The organism is Micromonospora sp. NPDC049836, from assembly GCF_044465125.1.
Lineage (GTDB): Bacteria > Actinomycetota > Actinomycetes > Mycobacteriales > Micromonosporaceae > Micromonospora.
Genome location: NZ_JBITLH010000001.1, coordinates 342882 through 363206 on the forward strand (window position 1 = coordinate 342882; position 20325 = coordinate 363206).

The window sequence follows — 20325 nt, forward strand, 5'->3', positions numbered from 1 at the left end:
GCCCACCACACCGCGCCCCGGCCCCCGCCGGCCCGCCGGGTCACCGTCCGCTCGCCACTGCGGGGCTGGCAGAACCGGCCAGCTCCTCGGGCTCGCCAGGTCACCGTCCGCTCGCCACTGCGGGGCTGGCAGAACCGGCCAGCTCCTCGGGCTCGCCGAGCACGTCGGAGAGGAGTTGGGCGCACCACTCCAGCAGCGCCTGGTCGCGCAGCGGTTCGCCGCCGATCCGGCGGGTGCTCGGCCGGGGCACGCTGACCTGGTCGAGCGCGGCCTTGTAGACCGAGTCCGGGTGGTAGCGCTTGAGCCGCAACTGCTTGGAGTCGGGCAGCGGCAGCGGGCCGAACCGGAGGTGCTTGCCCTGCATCGACACGTCGGTCAGGCCGTAACGGCGGGCCAGCAACCGGAACCGGGCCACCGCCACCAGGTTCTGCACCGGGGCGGGCGGCTCGCCGTACCGGTCGGTCATCTCGGCGACCACCTCGCGCAGCCGCTCGTCGTCCCGGGCCTCGGCGAGCTTGCGGTACATCTCCAGGCGCAGCCGCTCCACCGCGACGTAGTCGTGCGGCAGATGCGCGTCGACCGGCAGGTCGATCTTGACGTCGACCTCCTCCTCCGGCCGCTCGCCCTTGAACGCGGAGACCGCCTCGCCGACCATCCGGACGTACAGGTCGAAACCGACGCCCTCGATGTGCCCGGACTGCTCGCCGCCGAGCAGGTTGCCGGCGCCCCGGATCTCCAGGTCCTTCATCGCCACGTACATGCCGGCGCCCAGCTCGGTGTGCTGGGCGATGGTGGCCAGCCGCTCGTGCGCGTTCTCGGTGAGCGGCTTGTCCGGCGGATACAGGAAGTACGCGTACGCCCGCTCCCGGCCGCGGCCGACCCGGCCCCGGATCTGGTGCAGCTGGGCCAGGCCGAGCAGGTCGGCCCGCTCCACGATCAGCGTGTTGGCGTTCGGGATGTCGATGCCGGACTCCACGATCGTGGTGCAGACCAGGACGTCGAACTCCTTCTCCCAGAAGCCGACCATCACCTTCTCCAGGGCGTCCTCGCCCATCTGGCCGTGCGCCACCGCCACCCGGGCCTCGGGCACCAGCTCCCGGATCCGCCGGGCCGCCCTGTCGATCGACTCGACCCGGTTGTGCAGGTAGAACACCTGCCCGTCGCGGAGCAGCTCGCGGTGGATGGAGGCGGCCACCTGCCGGTCGTCGTACGCCCCCACGAAGGTGAGCACCGGGTGCCGTTCCTCGGGCGGGGTGGCGATGGTGGACATCTCCCGGATGCCGGTGATCGCCATCTCCAGCGTGCGCGGGATCGGGGTGGCCGACATCGCCAGCACGTCGACCGAGGCGCGCAGCGTCTTCAGGTGCTCCTTGTGCTCGACGCCGAAGCGCTGCTCCTCGTCGATGATGACCAGCCCGAGCGACTTGAACCGGGTGGACGCCTGGAGCAGCCGGTGGGTGCCGATCACGATGTCGACGGTGCCGTCGGCGACCATCTCCAGCGTCCGCTCGGTCTCCTTCGGCGTCTGGAACCGGCTCAGCTGCCGGATCGACACCGGGAACTGGCTCATCCGCTCGGCGAACGTGTTGTAGTGCTGCTGCACCAGCAGGGTGGTGGGCACCAGCACGGCCACCTGCTTGCCGTCCTGCACCGCCTTGAACGCCGCCCGGACCGCGATCTCGGTCTTGCCGTAGCCGACGTCGCCGCAGATCAGCCGGTCCATCGGGACGGTCTGCTCCATGTCCCGCTTGACCTCCTCGATGGCGGCCAGCTGGTCGGGCGTCTCCTGCCACGGGAACGCGTCCTCCAGCTCCCGCTGCCACGGGGTGTCGGGGCCGAAGTTGTGCCCCTTGGACGCCTTGCGCGCGGCGTAGAGCTGGATGAGCTGCGCGGCGATCTCGCGGACCGCCTTGCGCGCCCGGGCCTTGGACTTCTGCCAGTCCGAGCCGCCCATCTTGTGCAGCGTGGGCTGCTCACCGCCGACGTACCGGGAGAGCTGGTCGAGCTGGTCGGTGGGGACGAAGAGCCGGTCGCCGGGCTGGCCGCGCTTGCTCGGCGCGTACTCGATGACCAGGTACTCCCGGCTGGCGCCGTTGACGGTGCGCTGGACCAGCTCGACGTACCGGCCGATGCCGTGCTGCTCGTGCACCACGAAGTCGCCGGCCCGCAGCTCCAGCGGGTCGATGGTGTTGCGCCGCCGGCTGGGCATCTTGCGCATGTCGCGGGTGGAGGTGCCCCGGCCGCCGGTGACGTCGTCGCCGGTGAGCAGCACGAACCGGGACGCCTCGTCGACGAAGCCGGCGGTCAGGCAGCCGCAGGAGACCAGCAGCTCGCCGGGGGCCGGCGCGGCCGGCACCTCCTCGGTGAGCCGGGCGCCCAGGCCGGCGTCGCGGAGCACCTCGACGGCCCGCTGGGCGGGGCCGTGCCCCTCGAAGACCAGCGCGATCGACCAGCCCTCGCCGGCCCAGCGCTTCAGGTCGTCGACCACCCGGGCGGTCTCGCCGTGGTAGAGCGGGGCGGGCTGGGCGGCCAGGGTGACCGCGATGGCGTCGTCCGGGGTGACGTCGACCTCGGTCGGCTCGTCCTCCCACGGCTGCCGGGCGGGCGTGGCCCCCGCTTCCACCAGGCCGAACGGCGCGAGGGTCCACCACGGCTGGCCCAGGGCGCGGGCGCGGGTGCGTACGTCGGCCAGGGTCTTGAAGGCGGCGGCGCCGAGGTCGACCGGGGCCTGGCCACCGACGGCGGCCGCGGCCCAGCTGGCCTGGAGGAACTCCTCCGAGGTACGGACCAGGTCGTGCGCCCGGGTGCGGATCCGCTCCGGGTCGCAGAGCAGCACGTGGGTGCCGGTCGGCATGCAGTCGACGAGCAGTTCCAGCGCGTCGGCGCCGATCAGCGCCGGGGCCAGCGACTCCATCCCCTCGACCGGGATGCCCTCGGCCAGCTTGTCCAGGATCTCGGTCAGCTCAGGATGCTCGACGGCGAGCGCGGCGGCCCGCTTCCGCACCTCCGGGGTCAGCAGCAGCTCCCGGCACGGCGGCGCCCACAGCTGCGCCACGCCCTCGATGGTGCGCTGGTCGGCCACGGCGAAGGTGCGGATCTCCTCCACCTCGTCGCCCCAGAACTCGACCCGGGACGGGTGCTCGTCGGTGGGCGGGAAGACGTCGAGGATGCCGCCGCGCACCGCGAACTCGCCGCGCTTGGTGACCAGGTCCACCCGGGCGTACGCCATGTCGGTGAGCCGGCGGGCGATCTCCTCCAGGTCCGCCTCGTCGCCGGCGGCGAGCTGCACCGGTTCCAGGTCGCCGAGTCCCTTGAGCTGCGGCTGGAGCAGCGACCGGACGGGTGCCACGACCACCCGCAGCGGGCCGGTACGCCCGTGCGCGTCGGCCGCGTCCGGGTGGGCCAGCCGGCGCAGCACGGCCAGCCGCCGCCCGACGGTGTCCGAGCGGGGCGAGAGCCGCTCGTGCGGCAGCGTCTCCCAGGACGGGAAGACGGCCACCTGCTCCCGCGGCAGCAGGCTGCCCAGCGCAGCGGCCAGGTCGTCGGCCTCCCGGGTGGTGGCGGTCACCGCGAGCACCGGCCGTCCGGCGCCCCCGGCCGGCTCGTCGGCGGCGACGGCCGCGACGGCGAACGGGCGCAGCGCGGCCGGGGCGGTCAGGTCCAGGCCGTCGACCTGGGCGGCACCGGAGCGCGCCAGGTCGCGCGCGCGGGCCAGCCCGGGATCGGCCAGGGCGGCGGCGAACAGTCCGGTGAGCATGCGTGATCACTTCCCCGCGGAGAGCACACGACGATCACCCCTCGCCCGGGCTGGACGGGGGGTCTGTCGGATCGACACTATCTCTCCAGGAACCCGCTCGGCACGGCACGCCGGGACGGGCCACCGGGGGGAGAGTCGCCTTGCCCGAGGGAGTCGGCAGTGATCCGCGCCGGAGCACCACGTCCGCCCGCTGGCGGGTGCTCGGCCATCCGGACGGGATCCTGATCTACCAGGCCCGCTGCATCGTCGAGGACCATGGTTGGTCGGAGAGCGTGGCGGACGACCGCTACAAGGTCATCATCGGCGTGTCGGGGGCGTACCACCGCCGGTTCAACGGGCGTACGGCGGTCGCCGACAGCACCTCCGTCCTGTTCGCCCGGCCCGGCGACGAGATGGCGGTCGCCCACCCGTACGGCTGCGGCGACTCGTACACCTGCCTCGAGGTGGATCACGAGGTGCTGGCCGAACGGCCGGACGCGGCCCGCTGGTTCGCCCGCGAGGGCTGGGAGGGCCACTCCGACCCGGCCCTGGACCTGGCGCACCGGCAACTGGTCGCCGCGTCCCGGCGCCGGCTGGACGGCTTCGAGCTGGCCGAGCGGTTCCACCTCTTCCTGGGCCGGCTGCTCCAGCACAGCCGGCTGGCCGACGAGGGGGCCGACGCCGACCTCGACCACGCGATCCGGCGGCGCCCGGCGACGCTCGCCGCGCACCGGCGCCTCGCCGACCGGGCCCGGGAGGTGCTGGCCACCTCCGACTTCTCGCTCGGCCTCGACGAGGTCGCCCGGGCGGTCGGCTGCTCGCCGCACCACCTGAGCCGGGTCTTCCAGCGGGTCACCGGGAGCAGCCTGACCGCATACCGGAACCGGCTGCGGGTCCAGGCGGTGCTGGACACCCTGGTCGAGCCGGACGGGCGCCCGCTCGGCGCGCTGGCCAGCGACTACGGCTTCGCCGACCAGGCGCACCTGACCCGGGTGCTCCGGGACCAGGTGGGCCAACCGCCGGCCCGGCTGCGGCGGCTGCTGCACGGCACCGCGCCGCGGACCGGAGCCGCCTGACCGGAACCGCGCACATTTTTACAAGAACCGGCCGGCCGACTGGCCGAGGATTGTCCGCACCAGCCCGACCCGGTCGCCGGTGGCGCTCCGGAAAGCGGGGGCATGCGGACCCATTCGGGGGGGCCCGACGCCCCGGCTCGGGCCCGCGCAGGAGGTCCGCCACTCGGCCGGCCGCCGGAGGTGCCGCACTCCCCCCAGTGCGGCACCTTCCCTGCCAGCGGTACCCGGCGGCCGCGATGTTGACCGTGGGCCGCCCGGCGTGATGCGGTGAGCGGCATGGTTGAGCAGTACCGGGCGCAGTTCGACGCCGAGGTCACCTTCGCCAACGGCGGCGGGCTCCGCACCGAGGGCTTCCGGCTCGACATTCCCGGCCGTGAGATAACCGATTCGGAACTGGCCGCGCTCTTCGTCCGGCACCTCGGGCTGCTCATGGTCGCCGAGGTGCGGATCAGCGGCAAGACGATCATCGCGGAGCCGCACAAGGGCGGCCGGGGCACCGGGACGCCGGCGGCCGGGGGCGGCCGGCGGCTGATCGAGCTCAGCCACGTGATCAGCGACGGGATGGTCACCCTGCCCGGCTGGCAGCCGCCCCGGATCACCGACTGGCTGACCCGCGAGGCGTCCCGGGGGCGGTACGCGCCGGGCGTGGAGTTCCACGTCGCGCGGATCGACCTGATCGCCAACACCGGCACCTACCTGGACACCCCGGCGCACCGCTGGGCGGACGGGCCGGACCTCACCGGCGTACCGCTGGACCGCCTCGCCGACCTGCCCGGCCTGGTGGTCCGGGTGCCCGCCGGCACCCGCGCGGTCGACCGGCTGCTGCTCGCCCCGTACGACGTGGCCGGCCGGGCGGTGCTGCTGCACACCGGCTGGGACGCCCACTTCGGCACCGACCGGTACGCCGCCCCGGACGCGCCCTACCTGACCGGCGACGGCGCGGACTGGCTGGTCGAGGCGGGCGCGGCACTGGTCGGCATCGACTCGATCAACATTGACGACATGACCCCGGCGGCCGCCGGGCAGCGTCCCGCGCACAGTGGCCTGCTGGCCGCCGGCATCCCGATCGTGGAGCACCTGACCGGGCTGGCCGCCCTGCCGCCGGAGGGGTTCCGGTTCACCGCCGCGCCGCCCCGGGTGGCCGGCATGGGCACCTTCCCGGTGCGCGCCTTCGCCACCGTCGACGGCTGACCGCGGGTTCGGCCGGCCAGCGTCCGGCACCCGCCGCCGGCCACGACGGCGGATCGCCCCGGGCGGGACAGCGGCGGCGTCCCGGTCCGAGCCTGTCCGGCCGGGCCAGCGCTTCCGCCGGGAAAACCGCCCAAGCTGGGCATTTGCCCGCAATAGGCTGAGCCCGTGGACGAGGCGGAGCGGGACCTTCCGGTACGCCGGTGGCTGCCGCGCACCGCGGCGCTGCTGGTCGGCACGCTCGCCCTGGCCACCGCGTTCATCGCCGCGTACGTGGGCGCGCTGCACCAGCCCAACCCGCGGGACGTCCCGGTCGGGGTGGTGCTCGGCGACCAGCGCGCCCAGGCCGTGCTGGCCGCCGTGCGGCAGCGCACCGACAAGCTCAAACCGATCGAGTACGACGACCCGGCGGCCGCCGCCGACGGCCTGACCGCCCGCGCCGTCTACGGGGTGCTGACCACCGGCCCGGACAACGGGCTGCGACTCACCACCGCCAGCGCCTCCTCGCCGGCCGCCGCCGAACTGGTGACCCAGGTGCTCACCGAGGCCGCCCGGCAGGCCGGCGTGCCGATCCAGGTCGCCGACGAGGTGCCGGTGGCGGCGACCGACCCGCGCGGCCTCGTCCCGTTCTACCTGGCGGTCGGCCTCGTGCTCGGCGGCTATCTCGCCTCCACCGCGCTCGGCCTGCAGACCCGCACCGCGCCGGCCGGCCTGCCCCGGGCCGGCCTGCGGATCGCCGCGCTCGCGGTCTACTCGGTGGTGCTCGGAATCGTCGCGGCCGTCGTGGTCGGTCCGGTGCTCGACGTCTGGGACCACGACATCGTGGCGCTCTCCGGGGTGGGCGCGCTGGCCGTCTTCGCCGCCGCCATGGTGGCCGCCGCCGTGCAGGCCTGGCTCGGCGTGATCGGCACCGGCATCGTCATCCTGCTGCTCGTGGTGCTCGGCAATCCCGGCTCCGGCGGCGTCTACGCCCCCGAGTTCCTGCCCGACTGGATGCGCGACATGCACCGCTGGAACGTGCCCGGACTGGCCACCGACCTGATCCGCTCGGCGGTCTACTTCGATCGCCGCTCGGCCGGCTGGGCGGTGGCCGGGCTGATCCTGTGGGCGCTGCTCGGCGCGGCCGGGCTGATCACCGCGACGATCTTCCACGCGCACCGCCGGGCCGCCCGCGCCGCCGGGAGCCGGCCCGCCGTCGGCGGCGGGCCACGGACCGTTGACTGACCGGCACCGGCCGTCCCGGAGTGCAGATCATCACGCGATCCCCATGCTCCGGTCGGCCCCGGCACGGATACCATCCAGGGAGTCGGACAGCGCTGTCCTTCGTACTCACGTAAGGAGCGCACCCGTGACCGACCAGCACGACCACGACGGCCCGGACGCCGCACTGCGGGCCGACATCCGCCGCCTCGGCACGCTCCTCGGGCAGACCCTCGCCCGGCAGGAGGGCCGCCCGCTGCTCGACCTGGTCGAGGAGATCCGCGCCCAGGTCCGCTCCGACCCGCCGGCCGCCGCGCAGCGCCTCGGCGGTCTCGACGTCACCACCGGCACCAAGCTGGCCCGGGCCTTCTCCACCTACTTCCACCTGGCCAACATCACCGAGCAGGTGCACCGGGCCCGCGACCTGCGCCGGCGCCGGGCCATGCACGGCGGCTGGCTGGACCAGGCGGCCAAGATGATCGCCGAACGCGGCGTGCCGGCCGAGGAGATCGCGGCCGCCGCCCGCCGGCTCGCGGTACGCCCGGTCTTCACCGCCCACCCCACCGAGGCGGCCCGCCGGTCCATCCTGTCCAAGCTGCGCGCGATCGCCGACGAGTTGGACACCGAGACCGCGAACGCCATCCTCTACGGCGCCAGCGACGAGGGGCCGGCCAACCGGCGCCTGGCCGAGTTGCTCGACCTGATGTGGCAGACCGACGAGCTGCGGTTGGACCGGCCGGACCCGACCGACGAGGCCCGCAACGCCATCTACTACCTGCGCGACCTGCACGCCGAGGCCGCGCCGCAGGTCCTCGACGACCTCGCCGACACGCTGCGCACCCTGGGCGTGGAGACCTCGCCGACGGCCCGCCCGCTGACCTTCGGCACCTGGATCGGCGGCGACCGGGACGGCAACCCGTTCGTCACCCCGGCGGTCACCCGGGAAGTGCTGCGGATCCAGCACGAGCACGGCATCGAGGCCACCGAGCGGGCGATGGACGAGCTGATCAACGAGGTCAGCGTCTCCCGCCGGCTGCGCGCGGTCTCGCTGGACCTCTCGGCCAGCCTCGCCGCCGACCTGGACGCGCTGCCCGAGGTGGCGCCCCGGTTCCGCCGGGTCAACGCCGAGGAGCCGTACCGGCTCAAGGCTCGGTGCGTGAAGGCGAAGCTGGCCAACACCCGGGAGCGGCTGCGCAGCGGCACCGCGCACGTGCCGGGGCGGGACTACCGCGGTTCGGCCGAGCTGATCGCCGACCTGGAGCTGCTGCGCGCCTCGCTGGCCCGCAACTCCGGCCAGCTCACCGCGGTCGGCCGGCTCGCCTCGACCATTCGTACGGTCTCCGCGTTCGGCCTGCACCTGGCCACCATGGACGTCCGGGAGCACGCCGAGAAGCACCACGAGGTGCTGGCCCAGCTCTACGCGGCGGTCGGCGAGGTCTCCGACTACCCGTCGCTGACCCGGCTGGAGCGCACCAAGCTCCTCGCCGACGAGCTGACCGGCCGCCGGCCGCTCTCCACCCAGGACACCCCGCTCACCGAGTCGGCGCGCAAGACGTTCGACGTGTTCGCCGCGGTCCGCGAGGCGCAGGACCGGTTCGGCACCGAGGTGATCGAGTCGTACATCATCTCGATGACCCTGGGCGTCGACGACGTGCTGGCGGCCGTGGTGCTGGCCCGCGAGGCCGGCCTGGTCGACGTGCACAGCGGCCGGGCCCGGATCGGCATCGTGCCGCTGCTGGAGACCCCGGCCGAGCTGAACGCCGGCGGCGAGCTGCTGGACGAGCTGCTGTCGCTGCCGGCCTACCGGGCGCTGGTGGCGGCCCGGGGCGACGTGCAGGAGGTGATGCTGGGCTACTCCGACTCCAACAAGGAGGCCGGCATCACCACCAGCCAGTGGTCCATCCACCGGGCCCAGCGGGCGCTGCGGGACGTGGCCGCCCGGCACGGCGTGCACCTGCGGCTCTTCCACGGTCGGGGCGGCACGGTCGGCCGGGGCGGCGGCCCCACCCACGACGCCATCCTGGCCCAGCCGTACGGCACCCTGGACGGCGCGATCAAGGTCACCGAGCAGGGCGAGGTCATCTCCGACAAGTACACGCTCCCGGCGCTGGCCCGGGAGAACCTGGAGCTGACCATGGCCGCGGTGCTCCAGGCCACGCTGCTGCACACCGCGCCGCGGCAGCCGGCCGAGATGCTGGAGCGCTGGGACGCCACCATGGACGTGGTATCCGAGTCGGCCTTCCGGTCGTACCGGTCCCTGGTCGAGGATCCCGACCTAGCGGCGTACTTCTGGGCGTCGACCCCGACCGAGCTGCTCGGCGCGCTGAACATCGGCTCCCGGCCGGCGAAGCGGCCGAACACCGGCGCCGGCCTGTCCGGCCTGCGCGCCATCCCGTGGGTGTTCGGCTGGACGCAGACCCGGCAGATCGTGCCCGGCTGGTTCGGCGTGGGGTCCGGCCTGGCCGCGGCCCGCGCGGCCGGGCTCGAGGACGTGCTCGCCGAGATGAACCGGAACTGGCACTTCTTCCGCACGTTCCTGTCGAACGTCGAGATGATGCTGACCAAGACGGACCTGTCCATCGCCCGCCGGTACGTCGAGACGCTGGTGCCGAAGAAGCTGCACCCGATCTTCGCCAAGATCGAGCAGGAGTACGAGCTGACCAAGCAGGAGGTGCTGGCGGTCACCGCCTCGCCGGCCCTGCTGGAGAACTCGCCGGTGCTCCAGCGCACCCTGGCGGTACGCGACACCTACCTGGAGCCGCTGCACCACCTCCAGGTGGCGCTGCTGCGCCAGTACCGGGACTCCGGTGCCGCCGGCCGGGCGGTCGCCACCGCACCGGGCGGCCGGCGCGCTCCCAACGACGGCACCGCGCTGGAGCGGGCCCTGCTCACCACGGTCAACGGCATCGCCGCCGGCATGCGCAACACCGGCTGACCCCTCCCCCTTGTTGATCAAGGAGTTTGCGTCCGGGATCCGCGCCGTCCCCGACGCGAACTCCTTGGCCCACGGGGGGGGCCGGGGCGGAGTGGTCGCTGTCGGGCGGGATGTCCGGGTTGTTCGGGGGGTTGTGGGCCCGATGTCCGGCTCGGGTCGGTGGTGGGCGCCACTGTGCGGGCGGAATCGGGTCGGGGGTGGGGGCGTTGTACAGGGCAGACCGCGAAGCAGCCCGCCCCACGGGGTGCGGCGGCGGCGGTCGGAATGATCGGCCACCGGCCGTCGTTACCTTCCCCGGACGCCCGAGCAGGTCACTGATCGCCGGGCCCCGCGAAAACCTTCCCCCTTTTGCCGCGGCACCTCGTGCACCCCCTGCCGTCGTGCCGCGTCACCCCCGATCAGAGAGGCACTCATCATGCGTACCACTCTGCTGCGTAACACCGTCCTGACCGCTGCCGGCTTCGCCGCCACCGCCGGTGGGATCGCCGGCCCCGCCATCGCCGCCCACGCCGCCCCCGCGCAGAAGACCGCGCAGGTCAGCACCGACCGCAAGGGCCACGGCGAGCGGGAACTCGACGTCCGCTACGAGGCCCAGCCCAACTTCTACTACTGCGGCCCCGCCGCCACCCGCAACGCCCTGAGCGTGCTCGGTAAGAACATCGACGTGGACGCCATGGCCAAGGAGATGGGCACCACCGAGGCCGGCACCAACAGCATCAACGACATCACCCCCGTCCTGAACAAGGAAACCGGCAAGACCTACCACTCGGTGGAGATCCGCGACCCCAAGGCCGACGACAAGCAGACCGAGCGGCTGCGCGCTGACATCGTGCGCACCGTCGACGACGGCCGGGCCGTGGTCGCCAACATCGCCGGCACCGCCACCGACACCGACGGCAACACCCACTCCTTCGAAGGCGGCCACTACATCAGCGTCATCGGCTACCGCGACGGCGGGAAGACCGTCACGATCGCCGACTCGGCCGACCCGAACATGGCCTCCTACCGGATGAGCGTGGACAACCTCGCCGACTGGATCGCCACCCGCGGCTACAGCGCCTCCTGACGATCCGAGCAGCACCCGAAAGGGCCCGACCCCACCCGGGGTCGGGCCCTTTCGTCGTCGTCCCCGCCGGCGGTCGCAGACCGCTCACGAGCGACAGCCAGCCGCCGCGACACCCACCGGGCGGCCCGGTCGGGCGGCCTCCCGCCGCTCACGCCGCCCGGGTCACCAGTCCCCGCCGCCGAAGTCGCCCCCACCGAAGTCGCCGCCACCGAAGTCACCGCCGTAGCCGCCGAAGTCCCCGCCGCCGTAGTCGCCCGCCGCGCCGTAGTCGCCCTGGTCGCCGGCGAACTGGTCGCCACCGACGTCGTTGCCGCCCTGGTCGCCGATGTCCTGGCCGTCGCCGTAGCCGTCCTGGAAGCCCTCCTGGTAGCCGGCCTCGTAGCCGTAGCCCGGGTCGGCGAAGGCCGGCGAGAAGAGCGCGTCGGCGATCAGCAGGCCACCGAGCACCCCGGCGCCGGTGCCCAGCGCCGTCTTCCACCAGGGCGTCGAGTACCAGCCGGCCGGCACCGGCCGGCCCTGCCAGTTGCCGCCGGGGTAGTAGTAAGGCGTCTGGTTGCCCGGCTGGGGGCCGGCCCGGTAGGTCTGCCCCTGCACGTTGACCTCGCGCTCCTTGGTGAGCATGCCGGCGCCCCGGGCGGCCGCGAGCGGCGGCAGCTCCGGTCCCGGGTCGATGCCCATCGCCGTCCGCGCGGCCCGGATGTACGCGAGCCCTTCCAGCGCGGTCTCCCGGGCCAGCGCGAACTGGTGCGGCGTGCGGGCCTGCTCGAGCTGGGAGCCGGCGGCGTTGTACCGCTCACCGGCGTCGGCCAGCGCCTGGCGTACGGCCGGGGCGTCGCCGTGCAGATTCATCAGCTGGCCGCCCAGCCGCTCGTACCAGCGCTGGGCCTCCGCTCGGGCGTCGGCCAGCTCGATGGCCCGCCGGGACCTGCTTCCCCATCGCCAGAACACGAGCGCACCTCCGAGCATCAGCACCAGGACCAGGACCAGCCAAAGGGCAAGTTCCATGACTCGACCGTACCCAGCAGGCGCACGTCGTATCCGTTTGGCAAGCTTCTCGCCATGAGCTTCTCGACGGTGGCCGTGGTGGTGCTCTGCCTCGGCGCGGGCGGCGCCGTCGGCTGGCTGGCCGCCCGCGCCCGGTCGGCGACCGAGATCGCCCGGCTCGAGGCGACCCTCGCCGCCAACCGCGAGGGCGAGGGCCGGCTGGAGCAGTCCATGCGGGCGCTCAGCTACGAGGCGACCGCCCAGTCCCAGGAGGCGGTGGCGCGGGCGGTGGCGCCCCTGCACGACACCCTCCGCCGCTACGAGCAGCGGGTCACCGAGCTGGAGCGGGACCGCATCGACGCGTACGCCGAGCTGCGCGAGCAGGTACGCGCGATGAGCAGCGTCTCCGGGGAGTTGCGCACCGAGACCAAGCAGCTCGTCGCGGCGCTGCGGGCCCCGCAGGTGCGCGGCCGGTGGGGCGAGCACCAGCTCCGGCGGATCGTGGAGGCCGCCGGCATGCTGGAGCACTGCGACTTCAACGAGCAGGTCACCGCCGCCACGGACCACCAGGGGGTCCGCCCCGACCTGGTGGTCCGGCTGCACGGCGGTCGCACCGTGGTGGTGGACGCCAAGGCGCCGTTCGACGCGTACCTGACCGCCATGGAGGCGCGCGACGAGCGGGGGCGGGACGCCCAGCTCGACGCGCACGCCCGGCACCTGCGCGCGCACGTGGACGGGCTGGCCGCCAAGTCCTACTGGGCGGCCTTCGACCAGACCCCGGAGTTCGTGGTGCTCTTCGTGCCGGCCGACCCGTTCCTCGACGTGGCCCTCCAGCGCGACCCGACGCTGCTGGAGCACGCCTTCGCCCGCAACGTGGTGCTGGCCACGCCGGCCACCCTGGTGGCGATGCTGCGCACGGTGGCGTACTCGTGGCGGCAGGAGGCCCTGGCCCGCAACGCGGCCACCGTGCACTCGCTGGCCCGCGAGCTGTACGGGCGGCTGTCCACCCTGGGCGAGCACGTCGGCAAGCTCGGCGCCTCGCTCGGTGGGGCGGTGACCGCGTACAACCGGGCGGTCGGTTCGCTGGAGGCACGGGTGCTGGTGAGCGCCCGCAAGCTCGCCGAGCTGGGCGTCTCCGACCAGGACCTGGCCGCCCCGGCGCAGGTCGAGCTGACGCCCCGGCAGCCACAGGCGCCGGAGCTGCTCGACGCGCCGTCCACATCGTCCGAACGGCCAGCCGGCCCCGACGATCCACGTGCTGACTGTGACGACGATGGTCGATCTGCGTTACGGACCGGTCACAAATCCATCCTGGACTAGTGACATCGGGCGGGGCGCCCCAGAGGATCACGGGGACACGCGCCCTGTGCTCCACAGGGCCCTGTTCTCTGGAGGAAGAGAACGTGAGCCAACCCCGCAACCGGAGCCGGCGTACCTCCGCCGCGCTCTTCGCCTCGGTCCTGGCCGCCGGCGCCATGACCGTCGGAGGTGGCGCCGCGACCGCGAGCGCGGCCCCCGCCGCCACCCCCGACGCCTCCCAGCCGACCGCGGTCGAGGCGCTGGGCGCGCACGACGCCAAGCTCCTCGACGAGGCGGAGGCGAAGCACGCGCCGACCGTCACCCTGATCATCGCCGCCCGGCAGGGCTCGGCCGGCACGGTCGCCGCCGGCCTCGAGGACCTCGGCGCCACCGTCAGCCAACGCTACGACCAGGTCGGCTACCTGCTGGCCAAGGTCCCCACCGGGAAGGTGCTGAAGGCCGCCACGCTGCCCGGCGTCTCCGCCGTCGACCTCGACGAGACCATCAAGCGCCCCGACCCGGCCCCCGAGGCCGCCAAGGGCGGCGCGAAGGCCGCCCGGCAGGGCGCGACGCCGGCCGGCCCGGGCGCGGGCACCGGCGCGGTCAACCCGTACATGCCGACCGCCGAGACCGGCGCGGAGGCCTTCAAGGCCGCGCACCCGACCTGGGACGGACGCGGCGTGACCATCGGCATCATGGACTCCGGGATCGACCTGGACCAGCCGGCCCTGCAGCAGACCACCACCGGCGAGCGCAAGATCGTCGACTGGGTCACCGCGACCGACCCGCTCGAAGACGCCACCTGGCGGCCGATGACCACCCAGGTCAGCGGCCCGTCGTTCGTCATCGGCACCGGGGCGGGCGCGACCACCTGGACCGCACCGGCGGGCACCTTCACGTTCAACACGTTCCGCGAGTCCATCACCGCGGCCAGCGACCCGGCCGGTGACGTGAACCGCGACGGCGACACCACCGACGCCTGGGGCGTGCTCTACGACCCGGTCAGCCACGACATCCGGGTGGACGTCAACCAGAACCGGGACTTCACCGACGACGAGGTGATGCGGCCGTACCGGGAGAAGTTCCAGGTCGGCCACTTCGGCACGGACAACCCGGCCACCGCGGTCCGGGACCAGATGCCGTTCGTCGTGGAGTACCGCGAGGACGTCGACACCGCGCCGGCCGGCGGCCCCGGCCTCGTCGACTACGTGAACATCGGCATCATCGAGGCCACCCACGGCACCCACGTGGCCGGCATCACCGCCGCCAATGACATGCTGGGCAACAGCGCCTTCGACGGCGCCGCCCCGGGTGCCAAGCTGGTCTCCGCCCGCGCCTGCTCGTGGGGCGGCGGCTGCACCGCCGCGGCGCTCACCACCGGCATGGTCGACCTGGTGGTCAACCGCAAGGTCGACGTGGTCAACATGTCGATCGGTGGCCTGCCGGCGCTGAACGACGGCGCCAACGCCCGTGCCGAGCTCTACAACACCCTGATCACCACGTACGGGGTGCAGCTGTTCCTCTCGGCCGGCAACTCCGGCCCCGGCCTGAACACCGTCGGCGACCCGTCGGTGGCCAGCAACGTGGTCAGCGTCGCCGCGAACGCCAGCAAGGACACCTGGCTGGCCAACTACGGCTCGGTGGTACGCAAGGAGAACGCGCTGTTCAACTTCTCCTCGCGCGGCCCGCGGGAGGACGGCGGCTTCAAGCCGAACATCACCGCCCCGGGCTCGGCGATCTCCACCGCGCCGACCTGGCAGCCCGGCAACCCGGTCCCCGAGGCCGGCTACCCGCTGCCCCCGGGCTACCAGATGCTCAACGGCACCTCGATGGCCTCGCCGCAGGCCACCGGCGGCGCGGCGCTGCTGCTCTCCGCCGCCCGCGCCACCGGCCAGGCGGTCACCCCGGCCGCGCTGCGCCGGGCCCTCTACAGCTCCGCCAAGGCGATCAAGGGCGTGCCGACGTACGGCCAGGGCTACGGCATGCTCAACGTGCCGGGCGCCTGGGGCCTGCTCGCCAGGGGCGTACAGACCCGCGGCTACACGTCGGCGGCGCCGGTCTGCACCGAGCTGTCGGGCAACCTGGCGACGTACGACCCGGACAGCGGCGAGTTCGAGAAGAACCCGAACGTGGGCACCGGCGTCTACAACCGCTGCGCCGTCGGCCGGGGCGGCCAGCAGGTCAAGGAGAAGCGCTCCTACGAGGTCAAGCTGACCCGGACCAGCGGGCCGGACCGGACCATCAGGCACGAGATCGCGTTCCGGGGCAACGACGGCACCTTCTCGGCGCCGAAGTCCGTGGCGCTGCCGCTGAACCGGACGGTCACCGTCCAGGTGAAGGCCAAGCCGCTGAGCACCGGCGCGCACGGCGCGATCATGACGGTGGACGACCCGGCCACCTCGGTGATCGACTTCGAGGTCTCCACCGTCGTGGTGGTGCCGACCCAGGTCACCGCGCCCGACTACGCCTTCACCACCGAGGGTTCGGTCGAGCGCAACAGCTTCACCTCGTACTTCGTGACGGTCCCGGAGGGCGCGGGCGCGCTCCAGGTCAACCTCTCCGGCATCGCCACCGGCTCGCAGACCCGGTTCATCGCCATCAACCCGTACGGCGTGCCGGTCGACAGCACCACGAGCACCGCCTGCTACACCAACTTCTCCGACGCCGCGGCCTGCAAGCCGCAGGAGCGGGACTACCAGAACCCGATCGCCGGGGTCTGGGAGATCGAGGTGGAGGCCCGGCGTACCTCCCCGAGCCTGGACAACCCGTACCAGCTCCAGACGCGGGTGCAGGGTGTCGCGGTCGAGCCGGCCGTCGTCGAGCTGCCGGCGGTGACCGCCGGCACCCCGACCGAGGTGAGCTGGGACCTGACCAACACCTTCGGCCCGGTCCGGGTCAGCGGCGTCGGCGGCCCGCTCGCCAGCGTGCGCAGCGGGCGGCCGACCATCACCGTGGGCACCAGCCAGGAGTACACGGTGGACGTCCCGGCCGGTACGACCTCGTTCAGCGCCCGGATCGGCAACACCTCCGACCTCGGCGCCGACCTGGACCTGTACGTCTTCCGCGGCGCGACCCAGGTGGGCCGTTCCGCCGACGGCGACTCGGAGGAGGCGGTGACCCTGACCAACCCGGTCGCCGGCACCTACCGGGTGGTCGTGCAGGGCTACGCGGTCGCCGCCGGCGGCACCGAGTACGACTACCGGGACTCGTTCTCGTCGCCGGCGCTGGGTGCCCTCGCCGCCCCCAGCACCCCGGTGTTCCTGGCCAACGGCGCCACCGCCACGCTGACCGGCACGGTGACCGCCCTGGCCGCCCCGGCGGCCGGCCGGGAACTCTACGGTGACCTGGCCGTCACCACCGTCGAGGGCGCGGTCGTCGGCCGCGGCTCGGTGGCCGTCGGCGCGGTGAACTGACCGCCCGCCGACCCGTCAGGAGCCCCGTCCCCACCCGTGGGGGCGGGGCTCCGCCCATCGGGGCGGGACCGCGCCGGTCGGGGCGGGACTGCGCCGGTCGGGGCCGGACTGCGCCCGTCAGAGCGGGGCTCCGCCCGGGGCCGCGCTCAGGCCCGGCGGGCGGACTCGACGACGAACGGGGTGCCCTGCTGGCAGGTGGTCATCAGGCCGGGCTGCGGGTGACCGGTGACGACGACCCGGGTGCCCGGCTTGAGCACGTCGCGCGGGCCGCCGACGAGCAGGTTGCCGCCGATCAGCAGGCAGTTCGGCTCCACCCCGGCCTCCACCACGCCGGTCAGGGTGTCCCGGGCGGGGGGCGGCACCGAGGGGCCACCCTTGCCGGTCGGCGTCGGGCCGCCCCTGCCGGTCGGGGTCGGGTCGCTCGGGACGGCGCTCGGGTCCGGGCTGGGCTGGCTGGTCACCGGGGTGGCTCCCGTCGTCGTGGGGGTGGCGGGCTCGGTGCCCGGGCCCGCGCAGGCGCTCAGCGCCACGCCGGCGACCAGGGCGACCAGCACCGTCCGAGGAGTCTTCATGCCGAGTTCGACGTACCGGCCGACGGTTCCGTTCCGGCCGTCAGCCGCGCGCGGCGGCCTTCATGTCCCGCTTGAGCTCCTGCGGCAGCGAGAAGGTCAGCCGCTCGTTGGCGGTGGTGATCTCGTCGACGTCGGTGAAGCCCCGCTCGGCCAGGTGCGCGAGGACCTGCTGGACCAGTTCGTCCGGCACGCTGGCGCCCGAGGTCACCCCGACGGTGCGGGCGTCGGCCAGCCAGGCGTCGTCGATCTCGTGGGCGAAGTCGACCAGGTGCCCGGCGCGGGCGCCGGCGTCGAGGGCCACCTCGACCAGGCGGACCGAGTTGGAGGAGTTACGCGAGCCGACCACGATCACCACGTCGCAGTCCGGCGCGATCTCCTTGACCACGTGCTGCCGGTTGGAGGTGGCGTAGCAGATGTCGTCGCTGGGCGGCGACTGGAGCAGCGGCAGCCGCTGCTTGAGCCGGGCCACCGTCTCCAGCGTCTCGTCGACCGAGAGGGTGGTCTGGGAGAGCCAGACGACCTTGGCCGGGTCGCGCACGGTGATCGCGTCGACGCCGTCCGGCCCGTCCACGAGCTGGATGTGCGCGGGCGCCTCACCGGCGGTGCCGATGACCTCCTCGTGCCCCTCGTGGCCGATCAGCAGGATGTCGTAGTCCTCGGCGGCGAACCGGCGAGCCTCCTGGTGGACCTTGGTGACCAGCGGGCAGGTCGCGTCGATCGCCTTGAGCGAGCGCTCCCGGGCCTGCTCGTAGACCTCGGGGGCGACGCCGTGCGCGGAGAAGATCACGGTGGCGCCCTCCGGCACCTCCTCGTTCTCCTCCACGAAGATCGCGCCCTGGGCCTCGAGGGTCTGCACCACGTGTTTGTTGTGCACGATCTGCTTGCGCACGTAGATGGGGGCGCCGTAGAGCTTCAACGCCTCCTCGACGGTCTGCACCGCCCGGTCCACCCCGGCGCAGTAGCCGCGGGGCTTGGCCAGGAGCACGCGCTTGCCGGTCCGGGGAGTGGTCGCAGCCTCAGTCACCCGACCATCGTACGTGGCGGCTCTTCGGCCGGCAGCGGCCGCGAGGCGTCGACCGTCCCCGCCCCACCCCGTTGATCACCAGGCGCGGCGCGGTCCCGGAACTCACCGCCGTCCCGTTTCGGACGACACGGGCGGGGCGGAGGTGGTGTCGGGGTGGGCGGTGCGGCGGGAACTAGGGTGGGCGGATGGGCGCGGTGGGGCAGGGCGGCAGCGAGGTCGGACGGAGCACGTCCGAGGAGCCGTGGCCGGTCCGGGTGGTCAGCCAGAAGATCGGCGCGTGGATCGCCCGGCTGGGGTGGGTCTGGGTGGACGGGCAGGTGGCGCAGATCAGCCGCCGGCCGGGCGCCAGCACCGTCTTCCTCACCCTGCGCGACCCGTCCGCCGACCTGAGCCTGACCGTCACCACCAACCGGGACGTGCTCGACGCCGGCGCGCCCGAGCTGCGTGAGGGCGCCCGGGTGGTGCTGCACGCCAAGCCCGAGTTCTACGCCGCCCGGGGCACGCTGAGCCTGCGCGCCGACGAGATCCGCCAGGTCGGGCTGGGTGAGCTGCTGGCCCGGCTGGAGAAGCTCAAGAAGCTGCTCGCCGCGGAAGGACTCTTCGACCGGTCCCGCAAGCGCCGCCCGCCGTTCCTGCCGCAGCGGATCGGGCTGATCACCGGGCGGGCCTCGGCCGCCGAGCGGGACGTGCTCACCAACGCGCGCCGGCGCTGGCCCGCCGTGGAGTTCCGCACGGTCAACGTGGCGGTGCAGGGCCCGAGCGCGGTGCCCGACATCGTGGCGGCGCTCAAGGTGCTCGACGCCGACCCCACCGTCGACGTGATCGTCATCGCCCGGGGCGGCGGCGGCATCGAGGACCTGCTGCCCTTCTCCGACGAGGCGCTCTGCCGGGCGGTCTTCGCCTGCCGTACCCCCGTGGTCAGCGCGATCGGCCACGAGACGGACACGCCGCTGCTGGACTACGTGGCCGACGTCCGCGCGTCCACGCCGACCGACGCGGCCAAGCGCGTCGTCCCCGACCTCACCGAGGAGGTACGCCTCATCGGTCAGGCCCGGTCCCGGCTGGAGCGGGCGGTCCGCCACCTGGTGGACCGGGAGTCGCACCGGCTCGACCTGCTCCGTTCCCGACCCGTGCTGGCCCGGCCCCAGGTGATGGTCGAGCAGCGGGCCGCCGAGGTGGTCGCGCTGCGCGACCGCGCCGGCCGCTGCCTGGACCACCGGCTCGCCGCCGCCGGCGACGACCTGCGGCACACCCTGGCCCGGCTGCGCGCTCTCTCCCCCGCCGCGACCCTCGACCGGGGGTACGCGATCGTCCAGCGCGCCGACGGGCACGTGGTCCGCGCGGCGTCCGAGGTGGCCAAGGGCGACCCGCTGCGGGTCCGCCTCGCCGAGGGCGAGCTGGGCGCGACGGTGGACGGCGGGAGCTGACCGGCCCCCGGACGCCGCCTCGACCCGGCGGGTTGACGCCGCCTCGACCCGGCGGGTTGACGCCGCCTCGACTCGGCGGGTTCCGGCGACGCGCCGCCCGCACCCGGCGACCCGTGCCCACGGTCCGCGCCGGGAGTGTGATGGGATGGGCCCGATGAGCGACCAGAGAGACGCCGGGCCGGACGAGCGGCTCAGCTACGAGCAGGCGCGGGCCGAGCTGGCCCAGGTGGTCGAGCGGCTGGAGGCCGGCGGGACCTCGCTGGAGGAGTCGCTGGCGCTCTGGGAGCGGGGCGAGCGGCTCGCCGGCGTCTGCCAGCGCTGGCTGGACGGTGCCCGCGCCCGTATCGACGCCGCCCGGCAACCCGCCGAGGACTGACCGAAAACGCCGGCGCGGCGACCGGAACC

General features: G+C 73.9%; 13 protein-coding genes. 9 read left to right on the forward strand and 4 right to left on the reverse strand.

The features are described from left to right. Positions 1-100: 100 nt before the first annotated feature. Complete coding sequence (gene mfd / locus ACIBPB_RS01580; protein ID WP_396837702.1) at positions 101-3757, reverse strand: transcription-repair coupling factor; 3657 nt, start codon at positions 3755-3757, stop codon at positions 101-103. A 140-nt stretch (positions 3758-3897) separates the two neighbouring features. On the opposite strand from mfd, the gene ACIBPB_RS01585 reads away from it, so the two are divergent. The 5 genes from ACIBPB_RS01585 to ACIBPB_RS01605 all read left to right on the forward strand — a co-directional run bounded on the left by ACIBPB_RS01585 (position 3898) and on the right by ACIBPB_RS01605 (position 11201). Continuing rightward, positions 3898-4812, forward strand: coding sequence for a helix-turn-helix domain-containing protein (locus ACIBPB_RS01585; RefSeq protein WP_396837703.1), 915 nt, complete (start codon positions 3898-3900; stop codon positions 4810-4812). A gap of 276 nt (positions 4813-5088) precedes the next feature. Beyond that, a complete protein-coding gene (locus ACIBPB_RS01590) occupies positions 5089-6003 on the forward strand; it encodes a cyclase family protein (RefSeq protein WP_396837704.1) in 915 nt (304 codons plus the stop codon). Positions 6004-6168: 165 nt separating this feature from the next. Beyond that, positions 6169-7224, forward strand: a complete 1056-nt coding sequence (locus tag ACIBPB_RS01595) for a hypothetical protein (protein WP_396837705.1) — start codon at positions 6169-6171, stop codon at positions 7222-7224. Positions 7225-7348: 124 nt separating this feature from the next. Further along, on the forward strand, positions 7349-10135 hold the full coding sequence (gene ppc / locus ACIBPB_RS01600) for a phosphoenolpyruvate carboxylase (protein WP_396837706.1): 2787 nt from the start codon (positions 7349-7351) through the stop codon (positions 10133-10135). 415 nt (positions 10136-10550) lie between these two features. Beyond that, complete coding sequence (locus tag ACIBPB_RS01605) at positions 10551-11201, forward strand: C39 family peptidase (protein ID WP_396837707.1); 651 nt, start codon at positions 10551-10553, stop codon at positions 11199-11201. A 162-nt stretch (positions 11202-11363) separates the two neighbouring features. Here the strand turns inward: ACIBPB_RS01605 and ACIBPB_RS01610 are convergent, their stop codons facing one another. Next, a complete protein-coding gene (locus ACIBPB_RS01610) occupies positions 11364-12206 on the reverse strand; it encodes a hypothetical protein (RefSeq protein WP_396837708.1) in 843 nt (280 codons plus the stop codon). Between the two features lie 54 nt (positions 12207-12260). On the opposite strand from ACIBPB_RS01610, the gene ACIBPB_RS01615 reads away from it, so the two are divergent. After that, positions 12261-13505 (forward strand): DNA recombination protein RmuC, encoded by a 1245-nt coding sequence (locus ACIBPB_RS01615; protein WP_396837709.1) that lies wholly within the window; start codon positions 12261-12263, stop codon positions 13503-13505. 83 nt (positions 13506-13588) lie between these two features. Continuing rightward, positions 13589-16897 (forward strand): S8 family serine peptidase, encoded by a 3309-nt coding sequence (locus tag ACIBPB_RS01620; protein WP_396837710.1) that lies wholly within the window; start codon positions 13589-13591, stop codon positions 16895-16897. 146 nt (positions 16898-17043) lie between these two features. Here ACIBPB_RS01620 and ACIBPB_RS01625 read toward each other — a convergent pair whose 3' ends face one another. Further along, a complete protein-coding gene (locus tag ACIBPB_RS01625; RefSeq protein WP_396837711.1) occupies positions 17044-17469 on the reverse strand; it encodes a hypothetical protein in 426 nt (141 codons plus the stop codon). A 40-nt stretch (positions 17470-17509) separates the two neighbouring features. Then, entirely contained in the window at positions 17510-18493 is a 984-nt protein-coding gene (locus tag ACIBPB_RS01630) for a 4-hydroxy-3-methylbut-2-enyl diphosphate reductase (RefSeq protein ID WP_046562532.1), read from the reverse strand. Between the two features lie 185 nt (positions 18494-18678). On the opposite strand from ACIBPB_RS01630, the gene xseA reads away from it, so the two are divergent. Both xseA and ACIBPB_RS01640 read left to right on the forward strand, forming a co-directional pair. Beyond that, on the forward strand, positions 18679-19920 hold the full coding sequence (gene xseA, locus ACIBPB_RS01635) for an exodeoxyribonuclease VII large subunit (protein ID WP_396837712.1): 1242 nt from the start codon (positions 18679-18681) through the stop codon (positions 19918-19920). A 154-nt stretch (positions 19921-20074) separates the two neighbouring features. Beyond that, the gene (locus ACIBPB_RS01640; RefSeq protein ID WP_046562612.1) at positions 20075-20296 is read left to right on the forward strand and encodes an exodeoxyribonuclease VII small subunit; all 222 of its coding nucleotides are present in this window, start codon (positions 20075-20077) and stop codon (positions 20294-20296) included. The last annotated feature ends 29 nt before the right edge of the window (positions 20297-20325 follow it).